At 52.9% G+C, this 24,111-nt stretch carries 26 protein-coding genes; 20 read left to right on the plus strand and 6 right to left on the minus strand.

What is annotated here, in order from left to right:
- Positions 1-28: 28 nt before the first annotated feature.
- From ENN68_08830 to ENN68_08860, 7 genes are all read left to right on the plus strand, one after another.
- A complete protein-coding gene (locus ENN68_08830; GenBank protein HDS46167.1) occupies positions 29-1,306 on the plus strand; it encodes an ATPase in 1,278 nt (425 codons plus the stop codon).
- A 1-nt stretch (position 1,307) separates the two neighbouring features.
- On the plus strand, positions 1,308-3,173 hold the full coding sequence (locus ENN68_08835) for an ATP citrate synthase (GenBank protein ID HDS46168.1): 1,866 nt from the start codon (positions 1,308-1,310) through the stop codon (positions 3,171-3,173).
- Between the two features lie 22 nt (positions 3,174-3,195).
- Positions 3,196-4,410, plus strand: coding sequence for an NADP-dependent isocitrate dehydrogenase (locus tag ENN68_08840; GenBank protein ID HDS46169.1), 1,215 nt, complete (start codon positions 3,196-3,198; stop codon positions 4,408-4,410).
- A 502-nt stretch (positions 4,411-4,912) separates the two neighbouring features.
- Positions 4,913-5,125, plus strand: a complete 213-nt coding sequence (locus ENN68_08845; protein ID HDS46170.1) for a hypothetical protein — start codon at positions 4,913-4,915, stop codon at positions 5,123-5,125.
- The gene (locus ENN68_08850; protein ID HDS46171.1) at positions 5,116-5,820 is read left to right on the plus strand and encodes a DUF1538 domain-containing protein; all 705 of its coding nucleotides are present in this window, start codon (positions 5,116-5,118) and stop codon (positions 5,818-5,820) included. Before ENN68_08845 ends, ENN68_08850 begins: the two co-directional genes overlap by 10 nt.
- The gene (locus ENN68_08855; protein ID HDS46172.1) at positions 5,817-6,533 is read left to right on the plus strand and encodes a DUF1538 domain-containing protein; all 717 of its coding nucleotides are present in this window, start codon (positions 5,817-5,819) and stop codon (positions 6,531-6,533) included. The genes ENN68_08850 and ENN68_08855 overlap by 4 nt, the downstream gene beginning before the upstream one ends.
- A complete protein-coding gene (locus tag ENN68_08860) occupies positions 6,526-6,948 on the plus strand; it encodes a P-II family nitrogen regulator (protein HDS46173.1) in 423 nt (140 codons plus the stop codon). The genes ENN68_08855 and ENN68_08860 overlap by 8 nt, the downstream gene beginning before the upstream one ends.
- A 34-nt stretch (positions 6,949-6,982) precedes the next feature.
- Here ENN68_08860 and ENN68_08865 read toward each other — a convergent pair whose 3' ends face one another.
- A complete protein-coding gene (locus tag ENN68_08865; GenBank protein HDS46174.1) occupies positions 6,983-7,288 on the minus strand; it encodes a hypothetical protein in 306 nt (101 codons plus the stop codon).
- A gap of 115 nt (positions 7,289-7,403) precedes the next feature.
- Complete coding sequence (locus ENN68_08870; protein HDS46175.1) at positions 7,404-7,601, minus strand: CooT family nickel-binding protein; 198 nt, start codon at positions 7,599-7,601, stop codon at positions 7,404-7,406.
- Positions 7,602-7,744: 143 nt separating this feature from the next.
- On the opposite strand from ENN68_08870, the gene ENN68_08875 reads away from it, so the two are divergent.
- Positions 7,745-8,251, plus strand: a complete 507-nt coding sequence (locus ENN68_08875; GenBank protein HDS46176.1) for a hypothetical protein — start codon at positions 7,745-7,747, stop codon at positions 8,249-8,251.
- Positions 8,252-8,333: 82 nt separating this feature from the next.
- On the opposite strand, the gene ENN68_08880 is transcribed toward ENN68_08875, so the two are convergent.
- The gene (locus tag ENN68_08880) at positions 8,334-8,627 is read right to left on the minus strand and encodes an ArsR family transcriptional regulator (GenBank protein ID HDS46177.1); all 294 of its coding nucleotides are present in this window, start codon (positions 8,625-8,627) and stop codon (positions 8,334-8,336) included.
- Positions 8,628-8,794: 167 nt separating this feature from the next.
- Between ENN68_08880 and pyrH the strand changes: the two genes are divergently transcribed.
- Entirely contained in the window at positions 8,795-9,472 is a 678-nt protein-coding gene (gene pyrH, locus ENN68_08885; protein ID HDS46178.1) for a UMP kinase, read from the plus strand.
- 2 nt (positions 9,473-9,474) lie between these two features.
- Here the strand turns inward: pyrH and ENN68_08890 are convergent, their stop codons facing one another.
- Positions 9,475-9,819, minus strand: coding sequence for a 50S ribosomal protein L32e (locus tag ENN68_08890; GenBank protein HDS46179.1), 345 nt, complete (start codon positions 9,817-9,819; stop codon positions 9,475-9,477).
- 87 nt (positions 9,820-9,906) lie between these two features.
- Positions 9,907-11,544, minus strand: a complete 1,638-nt coding sequence (locus ENN68_08895) for a phosphoglycerate dehydrogenase (protein ID HDS46180.1) — start codon at positions 11,542-11,544, stop codon at positions 9,907-9,909.
- A gap of 208 nt (positions 11,545-11,752) precedes the next feature.
- Between ENN68_08895 and ENN68_08900 the strand changes: the two genes are divergently transcribed.
- From ENN68_08900 to ENN68_08910, 3 genes are read left to right on the plus strand one after another with little or no spacing between them, the layout of a single operon-like run.
- Entirely contained in the window at positions 11,753-13,048 is a 1,296-nt protein-coding gene (locus ENN68_08900; GenBank protein ID HDS46181.1) for a phosphopyruvate hydratase, read from the plus strand.
- The gene (locus ENN68_08905; protein HDS46182.1) at positions 12,921-13,871 is read left to right on the plus strand and encodes a methyltransferase domain-containing protein; all 951 of its coding nucleotides are present in this window, start codon (positions 12,921-12,923) and stop codon (positions 13,869-13,871) included. Before ENN68_08900 ends, ENN68_08905 begins: the two co-directional genes overlap by 128 nt.
- A 37-nt stretch (positions 13,872-13,908) precedes the next feature.
- Positions 13,909-16,323: an SMC family ATPase gene (locus ENN68_08910; protein HDS46183.1), complete on the plus strand. Its 2,415-nt coding sequence runs from the start codon at positions 13,909-13,911 to the stop codon at positions 16,321-16,323.
- A gap of 79 nt (positions 16,324-16,402) precedes the next feature.
- Here ENN68_08910 and ENN68_08915 read toward each other — a convergent pair whose 3' ends face one another.
- A complete protein-coding gene (locus ENN68_08915) occupies positions 16,403-16,879 on the minus strand; it encodes a hypothetical protein (GenBank protein HDS46184.1) in 477 nt (158 codons plus the stop codon).
- Positions 16,880-17,421: 542 nt separating this feature from the next.
- Here ENN68_08915 and cfbA point away from each other — a divergent pair.
- From cfbA to ENN68_08955, 8 genes are all read left to right on the plus strand, one after another.
- Positions 17,422-17,844 (plus strand): sirohydrochlorin nickelochelatase, encoded by a 423-nt coding sequence (cfbA, locus tag ENN68_08920; protein ID HDS46185.1) that lies wholly within the window; start codon positions 17,422-17,424, stop codon positions 17,842-17,844.
- A 689-nt stretch (positions 17,845-18,533) separates the two neighbouring features.
- Positions 18,534-18,812, plus strand: a complete 279-nt coding sequence (locus ENN68_08925) for a hypothetical protein (protein HDS46186.1) — start codon at positions 18,534-18,536, stop codon at positions 18,810-18,812.
- 112 nt (positions 18,813-18,924) lie between these two features.
- Positions 18,925-19,560: a metal transporter gene (locus ENN68_08930; protein ID HDS46187.1), complete on the plus strand. Its 636-nt coding sequence runs from the start codon at positions 18,925-18,927 to the stop codon at positions 19,558-19,560.
- Positions 19,561-19,562: 2 nt separating this feature from the next.
- Positions 19,563-19,892, plus strand: coding sequence for a metal transporter (locus ENN68_08935; protein ID HDS46188.1), 330 nt, complete (start codon positions 19,563-19,565; stop codon positions 19,890-19,892).
- On the plus strand, positions 19,867-20,670 hold the full coding sequence (gene cbiQ / locus ENN68_08940; protein HDS46189.1) for a cobalt ECF transporter T component CbiQ: 804 nt from the start codon (positions 19,867-19,869) through the stop codon (positions 20,668-20,670). Before ENN68_08935 ends, cbiQ begins: the two co-directional genes overlap by 26 nt.
- Positions 20,649-21,464 (plus strand): ABC transporter ATP-binding protein, encoded by an 816-nt coding sequence (locus tag ENN68_08945; protein ID HDS46190.1) that lies wholly within the window; start codon positions 20,649-20,651, stop codon positions 21,462-21,464. The genes cbiQ and ENN68_08945 overlap by 22 nt, the downstream gene beginning before the upstream one ends.
- A 193-nt stretch (positions 21,465-21,657) precedes the next feature.
- Positions 21,658-22,383, plus strand: a complete 726-nt coding sequence (locus ENN68_08950; protein HDS46191.1) for a formylmethanofuran dehydrogenase — start codon at positions 21,658-21,660, stop codon at positions 22,381-22,383.
- Positions 22,380-24,086 carry an ABC transporter substrate-binding protein gene (locus ENN68_08955; protein HDS46192.1) on the plus strand — a complete coding sequence of 569 codons (1,707 nt, stop codon included), beginning with the start codon at positions 22,380-22,382 and terminating at the stop codon, positions 24,084-24,086. Before ENN68_08950 ends, ENN68_08955 begins: the two co-directional genes overlap by 4 nt.
- The last annotated feature ends 25 nt before the right edge of the window (positions 24,087-24,111 follow it).

Genomic DNA, 24,111 nt, shown 5'->3' on the forward strand with positions numbered 1-24,111 from the left:
AAGAGGAGAGAAGAGGAGGGAGTAAAAGATGGCGCAACGTGGTATTAGAGAGTATGACGCGAAGCGGATTTTGGCCCGTCATATAGAGCGGTTTTCGGGCGGAACGGTCATTTACCAGGGAAAAGTCGCTCTGGTGACACCGGAGCAGAGCATCGAAGCACTGAGTAAAGAGCAGCCCTGGCTAAAGACAGAAAAACTGACGGTGAAGCCCGACCAGCTCTTTGGTAAACGTGGCAAACACGGGCTCCTGCTGGTGGAAGTAGACTATGACGAGGCGAAGCGATGGCTCGCGGAGAAGATGAACACTGAAGTGACGGTGGGTAACTCCCGGGGTAAGCTGACGCATTTCCTCGTCCAGCCCTACATTGAGCTGGCGAAGGAGTATTACCTGGCATTCGCCGGTCATCGTGGCGGCGACTACATCCATTTCTCGACTGCCGGTGGCATGGACATCGAAGCGAACTGGGATAAAGTTACCACCGTCACGGTGCCCATTGCTGCGACGATTGAGGACGTTGATCTCACCCCAATCCTTGAGTTCGTGCGCGATGAGGACAGAGCTGCACTCAGGAACGTCGTAGCCGCGCTCTTCCGGTTCTATCGCGAGCTGCACTTCGGGTTTCTAGAGTACAATCCGTTCACCTGTACGGGCAGCGAGTTCCGGCCGGTTGATACCGTGGCGCGATTGGACGATACCGCGCAGTTCCTCTGCTCCGAGGACTGGGGCGAGGTTGAGTTCCCTGTTCCTTTCGGCCGCGAATTGCGCGCGGAGGAGCAGTACATAAAGCAACTGGATGAGAAGAGCGGATCGTCACTGAAACTGACGATACTCAACCCTCAGGGGCGCGTATGGACGATGGTCGCCGGTGGCGGCGCCAGCGTGATTTACGCAGACACCGTTGTTGATCTGGGGCTTGGCGATGAGCTGGCAAACTATGGCGAATACAGCGGCAATCCCACGACGGACGAGACTTACGAGTACGCGAAGACGCTGCTCGATCTCATGACGCGTGAGAAATCGGAGACCGGGAAGGTTCTGATCATCGGTGGTGGGATAGCGAACTTCACGGACGTGGCGAAGACCTTTGACGGAATCATCATGGCGCTGGAGCAGTACGCGGCGAAGCTCAAGGAGCATGGCATCAAGATCTACATTCGGCGTGGCGGGCCGAACTACGAGGCGGGCCTGGCGAAGATTCGCGCGGCCGGCGAGCGGCTGGAGCTCGATATGGCAGTGCACGGTCCTGACATGCACATGACGAAAGTGGTGAGTATCGCCTTGGCTGATTTAAAGGAGGTTGCTTAGCATGGCCAAGCCGGATTATGTGTTGTTTGATAGGAATACGACCGCAATCGTATTTGGCAACCAGCAAGCGGCGGTGCAGCGGATGCTCGACTTCGACTATCTCGCGGGGCGCGAGAAGCCCTCTGTTGCGGCCGTTATCAATCCCAGTGGCGGGCGCCGGGAGTACATGAAAGTCTTCTTTGGCAGTCAGGAGATCATGATCCCCGTGTACAATACGCTCGAGGCGGCCGTCGCGGAATACCCTGATGCGGACGTGGTTGTCAATTTTGCCTCATCCCGCTCGGCGTACACCGTCTCACGTGAGGTGCTCATGTGCCCGACGATCAAGACGCTCGCTATCATTGCCGAAGGTGTACCCGAACGGCAAACCCGGGAGCTCATTGCGCTAGCACAGCAGCAGGGCAAATGGATCATCGGACCGGCGACCGTGGGCGGGTTTGTCCCCGGCGCGTTCAAGATCGGTAATGCCGGTGGCGCGCTCTCCAACCTCATCATGTCGAAACTGTACCGACCAGGGAGTGTTGGCTTCGTCTCCAAGTCGGGCGGTATGCTGAACGAGATGGCGAATATGATCTCGCTGAACTCGGACGGTGTGTATGAAGGCATAGCAATTGGCGGCGATAAGTACCCCGGTTCAACGCTGATAGAGCACCTGCTGCGGTATGAGGCGAATCCGAAGATCAAGCTGATGGTCGTGCTCGGCGAAGTCGGTGGCCGGGACGAGTACGAGATCGTAGCTGCTTTGAAGGCCAGTAAAATAACGAAACCCGTGATCGCCTGGGTTACCGGAACGTCGGCGAAGATCTTCCCCACCGAGGTGCAGTTCGGCCATGCGGGCGCGATGGCACGCGGCGCTGCTGAAACAGCGGATGCGAAGAACGCGGCACTGAAGGAGGCAGGCGCGTTGGTGCCGAACTCCTATGATGATTTCGATGACCTGATTCGAACGGTCTATGAGGATCTTAAGGCCAGCGGCGTGATAGAGGAGCGGGCTGATGTGGAGCCGCGCGCAATACCGGAGGATTACGACCCGAAGAGCATGCGGCGGCCGACCAATATCGTGAGCACCATCTCGGACGATCGAGGCGAGGAGCTGGTCTACGCGGGCGTGCCCATAAGCAAAGTCATTCGTGAAGGCTTCAGCCTGGGCGATGTGATCTCGCTGCTGTGGTTCAAGAGGCGTTTGCCGAAGTACGTCACCGACTTCTTAGAGCTGGCGTTACGAATAACGGCGGATCACGGGCCCTGTGTGAGCGCAGCGCATAACGCGATAGTTACCGCGAGCGCAGGCAGGGACCTGACCGCTGCGGTAGCATCCGGTGTGCTGACCATTGGGCCGCGATTCGGGGGCGCAATCGATGATGCAGCCCGGTACTTCAAGGACGCGCGTGAGCGGGGCTTAACCGCGCGACAATTCGTCGACGAGATGAAAGCCAGGAACATCAATATACCGGGGATCGGCCATCGCGTGAAGAGCGTGCAGAATCCTGATATGCGCGTCAAACTGCTCGAGGAGTGGGCGTTTACGAACCTTCCGAAGCACGAGCTGCTCGACTTCGCGCTCGACGTGGAGCAGATAACGACCGCGAAGCGGAACAATCTCATCTTGAACGTGGACGGGTGTGTCGGGATCGTCTTCGTCGATATTTTGCACTCGACCGGTATTTACAGCGAGGAGGAGATCGATGAGATCATCAGCATCGGCACACTCAACGGCATCTTCGTCCTGGGCCGTACGATCGGGATGATCGGGCATTATTTGGACCAGAAGCGGCTCCACTCACGTTTGTACCGGCATCCCTGGGACGACGTGCTGTATATGCTGCCCGAGGAGGAGGATGTGCTGAAATACCGGGGATCTGACTGATTGATACCGTGGAGGCATGAACATGGCAAGAAAGATAGAGATGAAGACGCCGCTCGTGGATATCGACGGCGACGAGATGACGAGAGTCATCTGGGCGATGGTGAAGGAGCAGCTTCTCATGCCCTATATCGAGCTCAAAACCGAGTACTACGACCTCGGGCTGAAGAAGCGTGACGAGACCGAAGATCAGATAACTATAGAAGCCGCGGAGGCGATCAAGAAGTACGGCGTGGGCGTGAAGTGCGCGACGATCACGCCAAATGCCGCGCGCGTAAATGAATACAACTTGAAGCAGCAGTGGAAGAGCCCCAACGGCACGATCAGAGCGATCCTGGACGGCACGGTATTCCGCGCGCCAATTATGGTCAAGAACATCAAGCCGGCGGTACGGAACTGGACAAAGCCGATACATATCGGCAGGCACGCCTATGGCGATGTGTACAAGAACGCAGAGTACCGTGTGCCGGGCCCGGGCACGGCCGAACTCGTCTTTACCGACGCGCAGGGCACGGCGGTACGGGAAACGATCGAGACGTTCGATGGCCCCGGCATCATCCAGGGCATCCACAATACCGACGCTTCGATAACGAGCTTTGCCGAGGCCTGTTTCGCCTACGCGCTCGATCAGAAGGTGGATCTGTGGTTCGGTGCGAAAGATACGATATCCAAGACCTACGACAGCAATTTCAAGCGTATCTTTGACGAAGTTTACGAAGCGGAATACAGAGCAAAGTTCGACGCGGCGGGTATCGAGTATTTCTATACGCTTATTGACGATGCCGTGGCGCGGATCATGCGGTCCGGGGGCGGTATGCTCTGGGCATTGAAGAACTATGACGGCGACGTAATGTCCGATATGCTCGCCTCGGCGTACGGCAGTCTCGCAATGATGACCTCCGTGCTGGTCTCGCCACACGGGCACTTCGAGTATGAGGCCGCGCACGGCACCGTGCAGAAACATTACTACAAGTACCTCAAGGGCGAGAAGACCTCGACCAATTCAGTGGCGTTGATATTCGCGTGGACGGGCGCGTTACGGAAGCGTGGTGAGCTCGATGGTATACCCGAGCTGGTACGATTTGCGGATATGCTGGAGGCAGCGACGCTCCAGACGATTGAGGACGGCGTGATGACCGGCGACCTGGCAAAGCTGGCTGAGCCCGCAGCAAAGCGAATAGTATACACGGAGGAGTTTATTGCTGAGGTGCGGCAGAGGCATGAAGGGCGCGTTCAGTAACGCTTTTTTTTGATCGGTTACGTAGTGAAGTGAGCGAACGGCACAGTTCCGTGTATGCGTGGAGTGCAACCCTGATTTCTGGCATATGGCCCTCCACTAAAAGACCTATTCGGATACAAAAATTCGCGTACTTCCTTTCCTCATTGATCCCGATTTTTCCGCGCGGATCTCCGTACCCGTTTTCATCAGTAACTCGTTCTAACGCAGCACTTACGGTGACTTCTGTTGTTCCTGCTGCACCTTTTCAACGGCCAGGGCTTTAGCAATCCTATCGCCGTTCTTGGCGAGGAGCGAACCGATGATGGGGAGGAGGATCACGTAGACCACGATGGTTACTATCCATCTTAGTACTCCGCGGGAAAATATAAGGATTGGGAACGACCGAGCGATGAAACGGCCGGCTAAGGTCACGGGCTAGAAAAAGAGTATATATGACCGAAATGCAGGTAACTAACTACTGTGCAGGAGCAGAGCTCTCTCTGAGTGGCAGGCGAAGAAGATCATGGAGATCGAGCAGTTAAGCGCGCGTGGAAAAGAACGGACGAGCAGATTCGGGGATGATGGTCTCAGTGACAACTGCTCTTGGCGTGATTTTGCAGCACGGGGCGTGCGCGCTCGACTCGAGCGGGCACGCGAGCACTATAAAAATTTAAGTACTGAAATCACTGATATCTTTAAAGCACTGGCAAAACGGGAGATACTGAAATGGGCTTAAGTGACTTCAGTGAAGAACTCAGATCCACATTAAAATCGCTTTTACCAGCAATAGCGCTGATATTTATCTTTCAGATTTTGTTCATAAGAATGCCACTTCGAGAGTTTAGCCAGATAGTTCTGGGATTACTCTTTGCGGTAGTCGGTTTTGTACTATTTCTACAAGGTGCAAAAATAGGACTCTTACCGATGGGTGAACGCGTTGGTACTTCGCTAATAGAGCGGCATGCGCTCTCCCTGATCTTGCTATTCGGCTTTCTATTAGGGATAATGCTCACCATAGCAGAGCCAGATGTACGGTTATTAGCCTATCAGATAGAAACAGTGATGGTATCTGATATCTCACGTACTGAGATCATCTCTGTCTCAGCACTGGGACTGGGAATATTTGCACTCATCGCCCTGCTCAGGATCGTGTATGATACCCCGATCGAGTATATCCTCGTTCCGGGCTACCTCATCTGCCTGGTTCTGGCGCTCATAGCGCCTGAGGAGTTTCTGGTCAATGCTTTTGATATGGGCGCGGTGACCACAGGTCCCTTGACTGTTCCCTTTCTGATCGCCCTTGGAGTAGGCATGGCCTCCGTTCTTGGCGGCAGGACTCGGCTCAAGGCCGGGTTCGGGATTCTCGCTGCGGGCTCTATAGGGCCGATCATGGCGATCTTACTCTGGGGCATCATCCGGGGGTGGCTATGATCGACCAAGCACTTGACGTTCTGCTCGAAGTAGGTGGTGCTATACTACCGGTACTGGGTTTAATCCTCTTCTTTCAGCTCGTGGTGCTGCGAAAGATACCTCCGGACATCAGAAGTATGCTGGTTGGCGTGGTGATAGCGGTTTTCGGCTTCTTCCTGTTCCTGCTGGGTGCGAAGATGAGTCTTTTACCTATGGGCGCGCGGATAGGAGCTTTTCTCTCCGGGTGTGCTCTGCGGTGGGTGGTTCTCTTCACCCTGGTCTTCGGGATCATCGTTATTTTGGCGGAGCCGGCCGTAAAAATTCTTGCATACGAGATAGAGGAGGCCTCGTCAGGCTCTATACGCAAGAATTTCGTTCTCCCGCCCATTTCACTCGGGGTGGGATTTGCTCTGGTCTTCGGGACGTTACGGATTTTCCATGAACTCCCGTTTGTGTATATCCTGATACCCGGGTACCTGCTCGTGCTCCTGCTAACCATTTTAACACCCGCGGATTTTGTGCCGATCGCCTACGATGCCGGTGCGGTGGCTACCGGACCTATTGCTACCACCTTTGCCCTTCCGATGATGACCGGTATGGCGATCGGGTTAAAAGGCAGCGGTGCGGGCATTCTGGGGCTGGGAACGGTGGGCTTGATAGCGATGTGTCCCATAATCTTTATGTTAATCCTGGGTATTATCATAGATCTGAGGACGAAAAAGAGGAATGCATAGCGAGTGCACGTTTCAGGTAATCGTAGCTGTTGTCGAAACAGGGCGCGCGAGTGCTCTTATGGAAGTGGCGAGAGCAGCAGGTGCTGAAGGCGGTACGGTACTTCACGGTAGGGGCACCGGCGTGCATGAACATAGTAAGTTCCTGGGCATTCCAATCGAGCCGGAAAAAGAGATACTTATGATCCTGATCGAATCTACCACTACCGAATCAGTGCTTAACGCATTGGTGGTGGCTGGTGAATTGAATGAACCGGGCAAAGGAATGGCATTTGTGCTGGATGTCTCCAAGGTCGCGGGAATTTGTCACCGGGGGGATAAAGTATCTTCGTTCAGCGATTTGTTGTCATCTCGCTTCAGGGATTGGTTGTCCTCTCGCGGCCACCATCAGGACACCGACCAGCACGAGCAGCACTAGATCGGTACAGCACCAGCACTAAGGGGGAGCATCATCACGTTGTTATGCGTGGTCTACCGTGTGCCTCATCAGAATGATCTCCGATGATACTCGTCTTGCAACCCTTCAAATGGTGGAGTTGAATACCCCTAAAACAATCAGTTAACTGTTGCAGGTGTTTTTCAGGCTCCTGCAGCCCTTCTTCAAGCTCCTCAGGGGCCAGCCAGGTGATAGCATAAGTAACCAGGAGCGTTCGCGGGCTGGTCGTGACGCTCGTCGCGTCCTCGTCACTGTAGACGTAGATGCACAGTACCCCTGCCGAATCGATCAGGACGAGCACGCGCACCACCACTGTTTCCATCGCCGCTGTTTCCGTATCGAGTGCTTTTTTCACGCTCTGCAGCACGCCACGTAGCTCCGCGAGACGAGGCCGAGCACGAAATTCTGCCGTATCGCCGCATTGATGACGACACAAATCATTCTCCCTGCTTCAGCATAATGGTATGCTTGATCAGGTCGATTTCGGCTATTCGCCCCGTGACCTCGCGCGTCTCGCCCAATATCCCGGTGAGCCTGATACGGTCGCCCTCGACAACAACGCGCACGACCTCCTCCATCACTAATTCTCGGGTCTCCGTCCCCGCGCATTCTATAAAGACATTTGATTCACACATCGTTGACACCCCTCGCAATTTGTCGGTTATGAACTCTTCTCACGCCATCCAAGATATAGCTTACCGGGGGGAGGGGGTTTGCGGAAGTTTATTATATAAAAAATTATAATAATTATGCGGCTCCTACAGGAGGATTACCATCCATGAAAAATTACCAGCAGAAATTGGAAGAGGCGAAGACGCTCGCTGACGTCTTCGAGATTGTTAAGGACGGCGTTCGGAAGGTACTGCATACCGGGAGGGCGGGATTGACGCTCGGGCTCGCGGATCTCGGCAGCGATGCCAGTACCTGGGTTGGGGCATTCTATCCCATCGGCTCGAACACGATTGTGATGAACCGAACGCCCTTACAATGGATCACAAGGATGCATCCGCAGTTGTTCACCGCCTACGCCTTTCACGTTCTACTCCACGAGTATATTCATGCATTGGGGTACCCCGAGGAGGTACACACCCGCAAAATCGTCTTCTGGATCTCCCGTGAGCTCTTTGGCGAGGAGCACGTAGTCACGCAGATGTCGCGCGATATGAGCGCTTTTATTCCCCCGGTTGCGTATTCCACGGAAGAACCCATTCAGGAGAATCTCGAAGGAGTAGAACTTGAGATGGTGCCCGATTTCGATCGCTCAAGTGTCACGTATATCAGGTGATCACTTCGCTGCAGGCCCGCCCGCGCCTCCCGAGTAGGCGCGGGACGCGCTATTGCTGAGCGCTGTACGTAACGATGGCGAGTCACATCTTCTTGAGCTCGCCAATCACCTCGTTCACCTTATCAGTCACCCAGTACCGCTTCAGCGCCTTGCCCTTTGACTTCGGCTGCTCTGAGATCTCGTACTTGCTCTTCACGAATCCGTGATCTTCCAGGATACCCAAATGATAGGAGACCAGCTTCTTCTTCTTCTCCTCAAGCGCTTTACTGATCGCATTGATGTGCATCGGCTGCTCCTCAAGCAGTTCCACGATCCGAAAGCGGATGGGGTGCAAAAGGACATGCGCTTCCTTCACCAGCTCGTCATCCAGTTTCATCGTCTATCCTTAGTAACTAAAAGTATAAAAACATTTTATATCACATTCTCATTTGTCATGGGGGTCACTCATTAGTATACCTGCCCGAATTGGGGCAACAACTATAATATGGGTCGCCACCAAAGGGGAATGTGGATCTGAAAGTGGAACAGGAAAGAAGCGAACGCATGAAAGTCGTTATCTCGCTGGGAGGCCTATTCTTCTCTGAGGTCGAGAAACTCAAGGACGTGGCGGCGATTCTAGATGAACTTGCTCGCTCGTGCACGCTCTGCGTCGTTACGGGTGGCGGCGCTCATGCCCGAGAGTATATCGCTCGCGCGCGGGCGCTGGGCGCGAACGAAGCATTCTGCGATTATCTCGGGATCGCGGTCACCCGGATCAATGCGAAGTTGCTCATTGCCGCGCTGCACGATGCTTATCCCGAACCGTTCCGTGATTATAAAGCGGCTGCCATGGCGCACCGGAGTGGCCCGGAGCGGCGAATAGTAGTGATGGGCGGTGTAAGCCCCGGTTACACCACCGATGCGGTCGCGGCGCTCCTCGCCGACTATCTTCATGCCGAGTTACTCCTCATTGTAACCTCGGTCGATGGCGTTTATGATAGTGACCCGCAGGTCAATCCGACCGCGCGGAAATACGATAAACTCAGCCCGACCGAGCTCGTGGCACTCACGATGAAAGCAGAACTAAAGGCCGGCTCACGCATCGTGATCGACCCGGTTGCCGCGAAGCTTATAGAGCGGAGCGGGATACGGACGATCGTGATCGACGGTCGCAATCCCGGCGCGATCATCGATGCTGTGCACGGCACGCATCATGGCACGGAGATCTCGGAATCTCGGTGAGCTTACGTCCGTGACGGATTGAGCACGTGGAGGCCACGCTCTGCCGCAGCCGTTTCGATATCGCCGCGCTTGCGCTTACCCACCGTCGCGGCAATTCGGACGGCAGTGCCCGCTGCCGCCGCCTGGAGCTCTTCGGCGTTATGAACGAGCAGTTCCCGAACGCCAGAAGGATGCAAACCGCGATCTTCCTTCTTTCGCCGATAGCCCACTGTCACGCGCGGACCCTTCGCCGCGATGTGCTCCCGCATCTTGTTATCATGCCCGCGGGGCCTTCGCCAGCTCTTGCTCAGCTTCTTCTTCGTGCGCCATCCATAACGCTCAAATTTGATCCTTCTTCGCTTCGTCATCGCGCCGCTTCCTTCTCATAAACAGGAGGTTATACAAAAAGAACTTTTCATCTCTGAGGACGACCCTGCACCGTCACACACGCAAACTCACAGCCGCACGAGCGTGATGTCCGCGATGTGGTTCACGTGCTTTATCTCGTCTATAATCGCCTCACTGACCATACTGTCCACATTGATCACCATAACCGCGTCGCCACCGATCTTCTCTCTTCCCACCTGCATCCCCGCGATGTTGATGCCGTTATCACCGAGAATCGTGCATACCGGGCCGATCACCCGTGGTTTGTCGATAAAGGAGCAGATGAGCATGTAGCCGGAGGGCACTGCATCCACCCGGTGTCCGTTAAGCTGTACGATGCGTGGATCATCCTTTCCGAAGAGTGTGCCGGCCACCGTCCGCTTCAGTTCCTGGTCTTTCGTCCGCGTGGTCGTGATTAGACTGATCAATGAGCAAAAATTCACAATCTCTTTCGTCTTGCTCTCGATTACTTTGATTCCGAACTTCTTCGCGATCACCTCAGCGTTGAGGTAATTCACGCCATCGGTGAAGAGCGAGAGAAAGCTCTTCAGGATCGCCAGGGTCAGGAACCGTGTGTTCTTCCCGATGCCCGTTTCCGCAGTTCCCAACTCGCCCTCATAAGCGATCTCAAATTGCTCGATACGTCCCGCTGGGGGGACCAGTTGCGCCGCGAGCAGGCCCAGCTTCTCGCCCAGGTGTAAATAGGGCTTTAAGGCGTCCATGATCGCCTCGTCGACATAGATCATGTTCACCGCGTTCCGGACCGGTTTGTTCTGCAACGCCGCGATAACCTCATCTGCAATGACGAGAGCTGCGGTCCTCTGCGCTTCCGTCGTTGACGCGCCCAGATGCGGCGTCACCACCACTTCCTCCAGCTCCAACAATTCACGCTCCTCCGGTGGCTCCTGCTCGAAGACGTCGAGCGCCGCGCCGGCTACCTTGCCGCTCTTGATCGCCTCTTTCAAGGCCTTCTCATCAATAACGCCACCGCGTGCACAGTTCACAATGCGGACACCGTCCTTCATCATCGCGAATGCCTCGGCGCCGATGAGGTGACGGGTATCTTTGTTCAGGGGCGTATGAAGGCTGATGAAATCCGCAGCCTTGAGGACTTCGGATAAACTGGCGAGCGTGATACCGAGCTCCTTCGCCCGCTCCTCGGTTATGAACGGATCATAAGCGAGCACCTTCATCGCAAGACCGGTAGCGCGCTTCGCCACTTCACCCCCCACGCGGCCCAGCCCGATGACGCCCAGCACTTTGCCGTTGACCTCGGTGCCCATATACTGCTTCCGGTCCCACTTCCCGGACTTGAGCGATAGATTCGCGGCCGGGATCTTCCGTGCGAGACTGAGCATCATGGCAATCGTGTGCTCAGCCGCGGAGATCGTATTAGCTTCCGGTGAGTTCACCACCAGAATGCCCTTCTCCGTCGCTGTCTCCACAGCGATGTTATCAACGCCGACGCCCGCTCGCCCGATCACCTTCAACCGGCCAGCGCTTCCTGCATCCACGATCTCCTGCGTCACCTTCGTGCCGCTCCGGATAACGATCGCGTCATAGTTAGGGATACGTTCTTTCAATTCCTCTTTGCTTAATCCTAATGCTACATCAACATCGGCAAACTCTTGCAGCTTGGTAACTCCCTCTTTTGAGAGATTATCGGTTATAATCACCCTTTTGGGTTCCTGCTCTTTTCCTTCCATCTACCCTCACCCGCTCGTTGCTCTCACGATCTAACACCAGATAAGAGACCGAGTAAGATATAAGTTCGCGGAAGAAGATTCTTACGCTGCGGGAAGACAATGCCCTGGAGCTGTTCTCAGGTGCGTCCGCGAGTGACTGGAAGGGTAAACCTAAAGGCAAGTAGTAATAAGTACCTAACTACAGTACAGACTGGACGGCGAGGTTGGTATGATGACGGTAATTGAGATAAGAGATCTTAAGGCGCGGGAAATTCTGGATTCGCGGGGGAACCCGACCGTAGAGGTGGATGTGCGCACGGCGAGCGGTTTTGGCCGGGCGAGCGTGCCTTCAGGAGCATCAACGGGTAGTAAAGAGGCGGTAGAGAAGCGAGACGGCGATAAGAAGCGCTACAACGGTAAGGGCGTGCTCAAGGCGGTGGAAGCCGTGAATACCGTGATCAAAAATGCGCTCACGGGCGAGAACGCGCTCGATCAGCGCGGAATCGATATGCTGCTGCTCGAACTGGATGGCACGGAGAATAAAGCGAAACTCGGTGCCAACGCGATAATAGGCACCTCGATGGCGGTCTGCAAAGCCGCGGCAGATTCCGTACAGAAACCGCTCTTCACGTACATCGCGGAAGATGTTGCGGGCATGCACCTCACGCATGAGCTTCCGGTGCCGATGATGAATGTGATCAATGGCGGTCAGCACGCGGGTAACGAGCTGAGCATCCAGGAGTTTCTCATCCTGCCCATGGGCTTCGAGCGCTTCCGGGACAGCTTACGGGCAGGTGTAGAGACCTATCATGCGCTGAAACGGGTGTTGGGCGAGCGGCACGGTAAAATCGCGACGAACGTGGGTGATGAGGGCGGCTATGCACCGCCGATGCGTGAGACGCGGCAGCCACTCGATGCGATAACGGACGCCATAGCCGAAGCGGGCTATGCTGAGCATGAGATACGGTTGGGCATGGACGCGGCCGCATCGTCGTTCTTCGACGCAGGAACGGGGAAGTACCAGATCGATGGCGTTCTGAAGGAGGGCACGGAACTCCTTGACGTTTATAAAGAGCTGGTGGCGAGCTATCCGATCGCGCTGCTCGAAGACCCGTTTGAAGAGGAATCCTTCGCGCTCTTTGCCAAGCTCACCGCGCAGCTCCCCGGGACCATCATCGTCGGCGATGACCTCTTCGTAACGAACGTCAAGCGGCTGGCGCAGGGGGTACAGCAGCATGCCGCGAACGCCGTTCTCCTGAAATTGAATCAAATCGGAACGATCTCGGAGACGCTGGATACGATCCGATTGGCAAATCAAAACGGCTACAAGAAAGTGGTGAGCCATCGCTCGGGCGAGACAGAGGACTCAATGATCGCGGACTTCTCGGTCGCGATCAATGCGGAGATCATCAAGACCGGCGCGCCAGCACGCAGCGAGCGAACGAGCAAATATAATCAATTACTGCGCATCGAGGAGGCGATGGGCGAGGCAGCACGGAGTAAAGGGCCATCTTTACGTCACTGAACGAGGCACGTCACACGTCACAACAAGTAAGCAAACAACTATGCGTGTAAGCTATCCCTTCGATGGTGCGCGATACGAAGCGGCATCGCACTGTCAGCGTGAATGGGGCATTGAGCTCGTCCAGGAGTTACCGCTGAGCGGGGACGAAGCTATTCTTGACCTTGGCTGCGGAAATGGTATAATTACACGAGCACTTGCCGATCGCGTTCCGCACGGCCGCGTGGTCGGTGTTGACAGCTCGCCATCAATGCTGAAAGCGGCGGAGGCGCATAAAACAGCCAATATGGAGCTCAAGCTACTCGACATTGCTGATATCGCCTTTGCTGCGGAATTTAACGTGATATTCTCAAATGCGGCACTACACTGGGTTCTGGACCATGGGAAACTGCTGAGGCGGATCTGCGAGGCGCTCAAACCCCGCGGCTTCGTGCGCGTGCAATTTGGCGGCGCGGGCAACATTGTTCATCTCATCGCAATAGTGAGAGAAGTTCTGAGCGATCCCGAGTACGCTCCGTGGTTTGTGCTGTTTCGCTGGCCGTGGTATATGCCGTTTGTTGAGGATTACGAAGCGCTGCTGGCGCAGACCGAGTTCCGGCAGTATCGCGTGTGGATGGCGAACAGGGACCGGCAGTTTACCGACGAGCAGGAACTGATTCATATGGTGGAGGAGGCGGGGCTCGTTCCGTTTCTCGCGGCGCTGCCAGATGAGAAGAAGCCGCGTTTCCGGGACACGGTCATCGAGCGCCTGATCGCGCGGACAAGACAGCCGGATGGGCGTTGTTTTGAAACGTTTCGGCGGATAAATGTATATGCAGAGAAATGAGGTCTGTCGAAGCGAAGAGACCGGGAACTAGGGCTGGATGCTCTTAAAGACGCTCACACTGCGGAACTATCGGAAGTACAAGGATGCTTCGGTTGAGTTCCCGGATGGCGTTATCGGCATTATTGGATTGAACGGCGTGGGGAAGACCACGCTGGTAGAAGCGATCGGTTGGGCGCTATTCGGCCATCATGCGGCGCGAACGACGAAAGAGCTGATCAAGCGCGAGGGGGCGTCACCGCACGAGCCCTGCCGTGTGACTTTGGAGTTTGAACTCGAAAGCGATCGGTATGCCGTTGTCCGTGAGATGGCGGGCAAGACGCTGGTGCCGAAGGCGAGCCTGAAGATTAACGGCAAGCTCGTTACGAGTAATGCCGATGAGGTCACCGCGGTACTCCGGGATAAGATCGGCATGGATTATCTGGCCTTCTTCACCTCGGTCTTCGCGCGGCAGAAGGAGTTGAATGCGCTCTCGGTAATGAAAGCGGCGGAGCGGAAGAAGCTCGTGCTGCGTATGCTCGGCATTGAACGGATCGAGCAGGGCATCCAGAAGATACGGGAGGAGAAACGCGGCAAGGAGAAGCGGATCGAGGGCATCAGATCGGCATTACTTGATAAAGAAGGTCGGAAGAAGCTCGACGTGCTCACCGGCAAGCAGGAGGATCTGGTGCAGGAGCATGAGCGGCTCATGCCGATTATCGCCGAACTTGAAGCGGCGACGCGCAGGAAAGAAGCGGAAGTAGCGGACGCGAAGAAGATCTTAGAGATCGCAACGAAGACCTACGAGGAGTATATCGAGCTGAGCACGAAGTTACGTGCGTGTGAGATGGAACTGAGGACTATTAGGAAACAGCGTGCGGAGAAGGCGCGTGAGCTCGCCGAGTTGAACCTGAAGCAGAACCGGCTGGAGACGATAGCCGGTAAAGAAGCGCATTATTTCCAGATCCGCGATCAGAAGGCGCAGCTGGAGACGCAGCGTGAGCAGTATCAGCGGAAGCAGGAATTAGAAGCGCGAGATCGGAAGACGGCGCACGAGCTTCAGAACCGCACTGAGAAGCTCAAAGGACTGCAGGAGCAGGTAACCACATTTCACGGTGTTGAGGATGAGCTGAGATCGGTCAAAGCCGAATTGGAGACGCTCCAGAAGCAGAAAGCGCGGCTTCACACGGCGCTTGGCGCGCTTAAATCGCAGCTACTCCAGGTGAAGAAGGAGATCGAAGAGCAGACGAAGAAGCAGCAGCGGATTGCTGATTTAGGTCCGGAGAGCGACTGCCCGCTCTGCGAGCGTACTCTGGGCACGCACTATGAAGCTTTACTCACCAAACTCGAAGGCGAGCTGGAAATCAAGCGTAACGCCTTGAAATCGCTCTTTACGGCGTACAAGCGCGAGAAAGTAGAGCTCGCGGTGACGGAACGAGCAGAGGAGACTCAGACGAAGGAGTTGAGCGCGCAAGAGCACCGCATGACTGAGCTGCGTGCTCTGGAGATGCATATCGCCCATGAAGCGCGCGAAGTAACAAGATGGCAGGCAGAGCTGGCATCGATCCAGAGCGATTTGAGCCCGTTAAAAATGCTCCAATTCGATGCCGCTGCGTATACGGATGTCCTTACGAGATTAACCGAGCTCGAAGTGGTGTACCGCGAACTACTGGGGTTGCGAGCTGAGACAAAACGGATCGCGGGGGTGGAACAGGCCATTCACGAACTCGCGGAGCTGGAAGAAACGACTGAGCGAGCTCAGGCAGCAGTACAGCAGCAGATAGCTGATTTGGGCTTCGACAAGCGTGATTATGAGGTGAAGAAGGCTGATTACGAACGTACAAGGGACGAACTGAGCGACTCAAAGCTCGCGTTATTAGCAAAGCGGAATGAGCTTGAGAACGTGCGTCGCGAAGCGAACCGTGTCTCGGAAGAGATCGCGGAGCAGCAGCGGCTCATGGCCGAGCAGGAGCAGGAAGCGACCGAGGTGAGTTATCTCAGCGTGCTGGAGCAGCTCATGAGCGAGTTCAAGCTCTTCATGGTCGGGCGAATCCGGCCGATGCTCTCTGATTACGCGTCCGATATGCTGCGACGGTTGACAGACGGCAAGTACAGTACGATGGAGCTGGATGAGAACTACGATATTTACCTGTACGACGAAGGCACGGCATACGAACTCAATCGGTTCTCAGGCGGTGAGGAGGATCTGGCGAACCTCAGTCTCCGGTTAGCGATCTCCGCGGTCGTTACCGAACGCAGCGCGATTCAGACCAATTTCATCATTCTGGACGAGATCTTTGGCTCGCAGGACGCATTCCGTAAGCGGAACATCATCCAGGCGCTGAACGCGCTCTCGAAGAAGTTCCGCCAGATCTTCCTGATTACGCATATCGAGGACGTGCGGGATTATATGGAGCACGTGCTGCGGGTGACGGAGGATGAAGACGGGGTGAGCTGGGTGAGCTGGGGCGAATGAGCTATGTATGAGCTTTTGAGCTTTTTGCACGTACTGCCATCAGAGTACGATGAGCCGCGCGCATCACCACGGCCCGTACTCAGTTCTTGCTGAATTCCGCAGCGATCGCGTCTCTGAAGAGCTTTGCAAAACGATCGAGCCGTTCTTCTTTCTCTTTCCGGCTCTTCTCCCCTAAGTCCTGGCGCGACTTCTCCACGATCTCATCAAAAACTGCCTGATCGCGAATATCAACGCCTTCTCGGTCGTAATAGAGCAGAAGCGTTTTCAGGTGGATCTCCGGAAACTGCCGGCAGCCCGCATAATACGCGATGAAACGCACCTCGAGGATATGGTGCACGGGATCGATATTCACCACCTCGAGATTCTCATGGCCCAATTCCTGGAGCAGCTCACTCAATTTCTGCTTGTAGCGCTTCAAGAACTCCTTATCGGTTTCGATCTGCTCGATGAGCTCAGGAGGCAATTGAGAGGGCTCATAGCGGAGCCTATACCCGATCTTGACCGCTTTATACACTTCCTTCGAGATCACGCTATCGAGCAGCTCATCCAGTTGCATTCGCTCTTCTCTATAGTGCTGGTATTACGAAAGGAGTACTATCCTCAAGTAACAGAACCGCAACATCTCAACTACAGCTGGTCTGTTTTACCCGTTTAAATAATTTTCCTTTGCCTTCAGTTTCAGATATAAGAGTTCTCCACGGCCACGCGTCTTGATGATCATCGTCTGCACCCAAAGCGCGTTCTTAATATGCGGATTCCAGAGTAAGGAAAAGAGCAAAGTGTTTTTGCCGCACCTTCATAGCTTTGCGTTCATTCCCGTGAAATCGTAGGTATCCCGTCTTCGTGCCGCTTGCCTGAAAAAGTATCTCTCGGATGTACCAAAACGAGTTCGCCACCGCTTCAATCGCATAGACCGCTTCGTTCTTCACCTTCCCGAACTCGCGCCTTAGGCGTCAACCGGGAAAAACGCTGAAGAGGCGTAAAAAACAGTTAATAGATCAGAAAGAGACAAAAGGCCATAGGACAAAAAAATTTAGGTCGTATTTATAAAAGATTAAGTCGTAAAGCGTAACACGGAAAAAGCGGAGGCGATGAAAAGTGGCAGAAGAAGTGGATGAAAAAGGTGAAAGAGGCGCGGATTCCGCGGTCGTTTTGATAGGGCACGGTAGCACGCTGCCGTACAATAAAGAAGTCCTTGAAGAGCTAGGGAAGCGGATAGAGATGCGAGAGATATATAAAACGGTCAGGGTGGCCTTCATGCAGTTGAACTCCCCGAACATTGAAGACGTGCTGAGAGACCTCGCGGAAGAAGGAACTAAGAAAATAGTGGCCCAACCCGTTTTTTTAGCCGACGGGGTCCATACAACGGAGGACATTCCGGAAAAGTTGAAAATAGCCTTTGAAGGTCCATGGGCGAATTTGGGCAGAGATGTTAAGCTCGTTTACGCAAAGCCAATAGGTGCGGATGAGCGGATCGTGGATATCTTGCTGGATCGTCTGAAAGCAGCTATGGGCGAGTGAAGGGGTGACGATTAACCGTTAAAGACCAAATCATTCAGCTACGAAGTTGATAAGACACCCCGTTTCCTTTTATTCTATTTTTTGCTCTTCTCCAACTGTAGTAACGAACAGAGGAGATAAAACTACAGCGGGAGAAGTTATTTTTGAGGGAAGATACCTCGACTGAAGCTCTCTCCCTTATTCAGAAACCTCTTTAATTTTCGCGGTTTCACGCTCTGCCACCTCCGCGAAGACAAGCATCGGGTGCCAAGTTTGGATCATACACGTACGACTGCCGATTGCCCCGTCTGTGATAAGTAAGCGCTGCGCTTCCCGTGCGGATACTCCATCCGGTGGATCAGCGACCTCGATCTCAGCCCGAAGCCGTGCTTCCTCCTCTTCACTGCGCTGAACGGAAGATCCGGTGCCGTCCGGCTCCGACTACGCGGCGTCGAGCACCTCGACTTCGTGGGACAGGTGCAGACCCTCTACCAAGCCCTTTGAGGACCACCTGAGCGTGCTCTGCGAGGAGACCTGGACATCAGACGCGACGTCTGGGTCGGCGAGACGCGGCGGACGGAAGCGCTCGCTCGACACCCATTCCCTAAAATCGGCGTAGTAAGAAAAAAATAGAAAAGCTTATATGTATCCTCGACATTCTGAAAATTACGTGACACTTTTAGAGCGAAAATATAAAAAGTGTCGGATAGATGCGATACGAAAAACAAAAGGAGGTGAAAAAGAAGATGAGCATCCGGTGGTTCCGCGACCTCGATCTCGGCCCGAAGCCGTGCTTCCTCCTCTTCACTGCGCTGAACGAAAGATCAGGTGCCGTCCGGCTCCGACTACGCGGCGTGGAGCACCTCGACTTCGTGGACAGGTGCAAACCCTCTACCAAGCCCTTTGAGGATTACCTGAGCGTGCTCTGCGAGGAGACCGGGACATCAGACGCGGCGGACGGAAGCGCTCGCTCGACACCCACTCCCTAAAATCGGCGTTGTAAGAAAAAAATAGAAAATTTTATATGTACCCTCGACATTTTAAAAATAATGTGACACTTTAGTCATAAGATATAAAAAAATGTATAAAGGAGGTAAATAGATGCATATACCTGACGGATTTTTGGATCTTTGGATATGCGCTGTGATGTATATCATCTCAGCGACGGTGATTGGATATTCAGTCAAGAAACTGAAAGATAAGTTGGAGGCCCCACAAGTCCCGTTGATCGGTATAGTAGGGGCGGGAATTTTCGCAGCACAGATGCTCAACTGGCCAATTCCTGGAGGGACAAGTGCGCATTTCGTTGGAGGAGCGATTGCGGGGATACTCCTTGGACCCTATGCGGGGTGCTTATCAATGGTTTCGGTCCTGACTATTCAATGCCTGGTGTTTGGAGATGGCGGGATTACTGCACTTGGAGCGAACATTTTCAACATGGCGATAGTGGATGTATTCGTCGGCTACGGGATCTTTAAAGCGCTACGGCGATACAACCAGGATGTATCACTATTTTTGGCTGGTTGGATCGGGATTTGGCTTGGTGCACTTGCTGCTGGCGTTGAGATAGGAGTATCTTCGATCTTCGCATATGGACTAATGACCACTGTACCAGTGATGGGCATCTGGCATGGCGCTCTGGGAATCATCGAAGGAATCATCACCATGCTGGCGGTCAGATATGTCCTCGTTAAACAACCAGACTTTGTCCCCTTACCAAAGGAGGTGAGGGGATAGGCATGGAAGTAAAAGAAGGGCTGCGCAAATGGAGGAAGGTGCTCATCGTTATCGCAGTGATGATCTTGTTATCGCCATTTTTTGCATGGGCAGCGGAGGTTGTAGGATACGCAGAACCGCTTGAAAGTGCTGCAGAACACTTGGGGGCGATGGAACACGAATCCGCAATAATATCGGGGCTAATCCCGGATTACACAATCCCGGGGGGTAACCCTTATGCCTCAGCGATAGTAGCGGGCATAGTGGGTTGTCTCATTGTTCTGGGTCTGGGTTTGGTGCTGGGCAAAGTGCTCGAAAGGAGGGAAAATGGTCGAACTCGCTGGCACGATTAAAGTAATCTCGAAATTGCTCAGGGATTTCCTGGTTGCGGAGGAATATGCATACAGAGAGGGATTCCTCCAAGGTGTGGATCAAAAAGTGAAATTAATGGCGATACTTCTGCTGATCGTGCTGGCAGTTTCGACACAAGACATCTTTTTCCTCCTTCTTCTTTTTTTATTCTCGCTTGCAATGGTTTTACGCTCAAATATATCGTTGAAGATGTATCTTCCGCGGTTTGGGTTTATTCCACTCTTTGCGTTCATCATCGTTCTTCCCTGGATTTTTTTGATACCCGATCAGCCGATCTTCACATTGCTTGGACTTAACGTCACGATGCCAGGCATCATGTATGTGATAACATTCACGCTCCGGGTGACGGCATGCGTATCCTGTGTATCTCTTCTGTTATTCACCACCAGGGTATCAGATTTGCTCCATACATTAAAATCGCTGAAAATTCCTGATCCGTTGGTGGATATGTTTGGACTGGTATATCGCTATCTCTTCACTTTTCTATCTGAATTAGAGAGAATGCTTCTGGGAAGGGAATGTAGGGTAGTTTCTGATCAAAGGCTGCTCAAGAATTGGAGGGACGGTGGTAACGTGGTTGGCAACTTCTTATCTCGGACGTTTTCTCGTGGTGAGAACGTTTATAAGGCGATGAGGGCGAGGGGATATGACGGGAGTTTCAAAACATATCCGCGAAATGATAAAATCGGAAAAAAAAGTATAGTTTTTATGGCTTTGGTGGGGATAATGGTGGGAATATGGCTCGTGACAAGGTTATAGAAGCAAGGAACCTGAAGTATCGGTACCCGGATGGGACTATTGGCATAGAGAAAGTGGATTTTGAGTTGTGGAGTGGCGAGAAAGTAGCGATTATCGGTCCAAATGGCTCGGGGAAGAGCACCCTTTTAGAAGTCCTCGCGGGTTTGATAGAGCCTACCGAAGGATATGTGAAGTTCTTTGGAAAGGAATCAATAGACCAGTACGAATTGAGAAGGCGTGTGGGTGTAATGCTCCAAAATCCTGACGACGTTTTATTCAATCCAACGGTGAGAGAAGATCTGGAGTTTGGGCCGGCGCAACTCCAGATACCAAAAGAAGAGTTTAATAAGATACTTGAGGAGATCTCGCAACTCCTGGACTTGAAGCCTTATCTAAATAAGCCGCCATTCAGACTGAGCAAGGGTGAGAAACAGAAAGCTGCGCTCGGAAGTGTTTTAGCACTAAAGCCTGAAGTTCTTCTCTTGGACGAGCCGTTCTCCGCTGTGGACATCGGCAGTAAGCAATCCATGATACGATATCTGAACCGCTTGAATGAGGGCGGAGTTACCATCGTAGTGACCGCACACGATCTTACGACAGTTCCATTAATAGCGGACCGCGTTTACCTCCTGAACAAGCGCGTAATGGCAATGGGTTCCACCAGAGATACCCTGACCAATGCAGAATTGCTAAAAAATAACGGGCTTGAGGTTCCCCCGCTTGTGGAACTCGGGCTAAGGCTCGGCATAAATACGATGCCGTTAACCGTTGACGAAGCCGTGAAAAGGTTGCAGGAGGAATTTGATAAGAGCTAACCGTGTAACCACCGCCTCTTTGGAATAAGAGTTGAATGAATCAAAAGCTGCTTTAGTAAGAAAAATAGAAAAACATATATATATATCGTTATATAAAAAATATTAAATAGCATCTATGGTATGGAAATGATGGAGAAAAGTATGAGAACCCTTGCAAGGTTAGAAGTCTTGAAGGAAAAAAGAGAGGTGAAAAATGAAAGAGCAAGGTGAAAAGATACTATTTAGAGAAGAGATAGAGGATTTAATAGAAAACGGGGATCTAAAGGGCTTGCTTGAGAAAAGCGGTGAATTGCATGGCCATTTGTGTAGCTATTCAGCATACGGAGTCAAGGCGGGCTATATTGCCATGTGCGAGTTGGGGTTCAGAAATAGAGGCATGGAAGAACTTGTGGCAATTGTCGAAACCAATAATTGCTTCAGTGATGGCATTCAACTCGTAACCGGCTGCACTTTCGGAAATAACGGGCTTATATTCAGAGATTATGGGAAAACCGCCGTAACCGTAGCGAAACGGGACGGGACTGCGATAAGAATCGTTTTAAGCCCTGATGTTGACGCTCGTCGTGCACAAGAGTATCCAGAAGCACATGAGCTGTTCGATAAGATCGTGGCTAAGCGCGAAAAGGCAACACCCGAGGAGCATAAAAGGTTGATGCAGCTATTTGCAGAAATCTCAATCGCGGAATTGGAAAAACCCGCGGATGAAATTTTTCTCATAAAGCGCCTGAACATTAGAGTGCCTGAGTACGCCCCAATATTTGATTCGGTGACGTGTTCGATTTGTGGCGAGAGCTTGATGAAAACGCGTGCTGTAATCGAGAATGGGAAATATTTTTGTATCCCGTGCTCCAACCGTGAATTCTATCAGATGGACGGGTCTGGCATTTCCTTCATGGACAAGGGGGGTCGGCAACGATGAAGAATAAAGCCATTCCATTTTTAACGCTAGTATCAGTTTCAATTCTCCTGATCTCTTCAGTACCGGGCTTGTCCGTCGCCAGCGCAGGTCCTGAAGATGCAAAGGCTGGTGAAGTGAGCTACACAATTGCGGATCCCACGGGTGATTACGGCTATCCCTCTCCTTATGGACACTATCCACGGGGTCCGGGGTACGTAAGAATGAGTTTCATCTTCGACACCTTATTATGGAAGAATGCAGAAGGCTTTGTGCCTGCTTTAGCTGAAGATTGGAACTACATCGCAGCCGAGAATGCGTATGTTTTCCATTTACGTAAAGGCGTTACCTGGCACGATGGGGAGAAGTTTTCGGCAGAGGATGTCGCTTTCACCTTTAATTATGTTAAGGAACACCCCAGTTGGTGGGTGGACATTCCCTATGTAAAGCAGGTAGAGGTACTTGACGAATATACGGTAAAAATTTACTTGACGGAGCAAATCGCTTCCTTTCTGAACGATGACGCAGGCCAATTAGCCATTCTTCCACAACATATATGGCAGGACGTCAAGAATCCTAGCAAATTCATGGAACCGGAAGCGCTGATAGGGACAGGGCCCTTCAAGCTTGTTGATTACAGCAAAACTCATGGTTCCTACCTCTTTGAAGCTTACGAAGATTACTATCTGGGAAAACCTGAAATAGAGCGATTGATGTTTGTCAAAATCAGTGAGGAGATGGCTTCTACTGCATTAATAAGAGGAGTAGTCAACGCTACTGCAATACCACCGGAAACCGTGGAAAAGGTTAAAGGGAAGGACTTCACGTTAATAAGCCAATCAGGGGATTGGAATGTCAAGCTCATGATAAACCACGAAAAGGAGCCAATGTCTTCTAAAGAGTTCAGACACGCCCTCGCCTATGCAATAAACAGGAGTGAACTGGTGGAAATCGCACAACGAGGTCAAGCTATTCGAGGAAGCCCCGGCTTACTCTCTCCTACCAGTCCGTACTACAACCCGGACATCGTAACGTATGACTACAATCCAGAGCGTGCAAAAGACCTTTTGGAAAGCATGGGGTACCAATTGAAAGACGACGGCTACTACTGGAAAGATGAAGAAATGCTTGAACTCGAACTCATAACGACCCCGCAAATGGGTTTTGAACGTGTTGCCGAGATAATGGCGCAGCAGTTGGAGGAAGTAGGCATAAAAGTCAATATCAGGAGCCTTGAATCGAAAACACTTGATAGCAGGGTCATAAACCGGCAATTCGATGTGGCTATAAACGGACATGGCGGGATCGGCGGCGATCCGTCAATCCTGAACAAAGTCATTCTTGGCACGTTTGGCTACAGTGCGAATTACACGAAAAATGAGACCTTGAACCAGTTGCTCGAAGCACATTTGCATGAGATGGACGAGGAAAAGAGGAAGGAGATAGTGCGTGAAATTCAGGCGATTTACGCAGAGGAACTCCCTGCTTTGACGCTTTACTATCCGACGTGGTACTGGGGACATGACGGCAGCGTTGACATTTATTACACCAGGGGCGGTATTGCAAGGGGAATACCCATCCCTCTGAACAAGCTGGCTCTTATGGACTACAAAGCAACGGCGAATACTCCGGCATCCACAGCCACGAAAGCACCAGTACCGGGATTTGAACTCGCGCTTTCGCTACTTGTACTCATTACAGTGGCGTTTCTGAAAAGAAGACGGTGATAGCGTTGCCCGTAAAAATAGGAGC

Source organism: Methanomicrobia archaeon, from assembly GCA_011049045.1.
Taxonomy (GTDB): Archaea; Halobacteriota; Syntropharchaeia; order Alkanophagales; family Methanospirareceae; genus JACGMN01.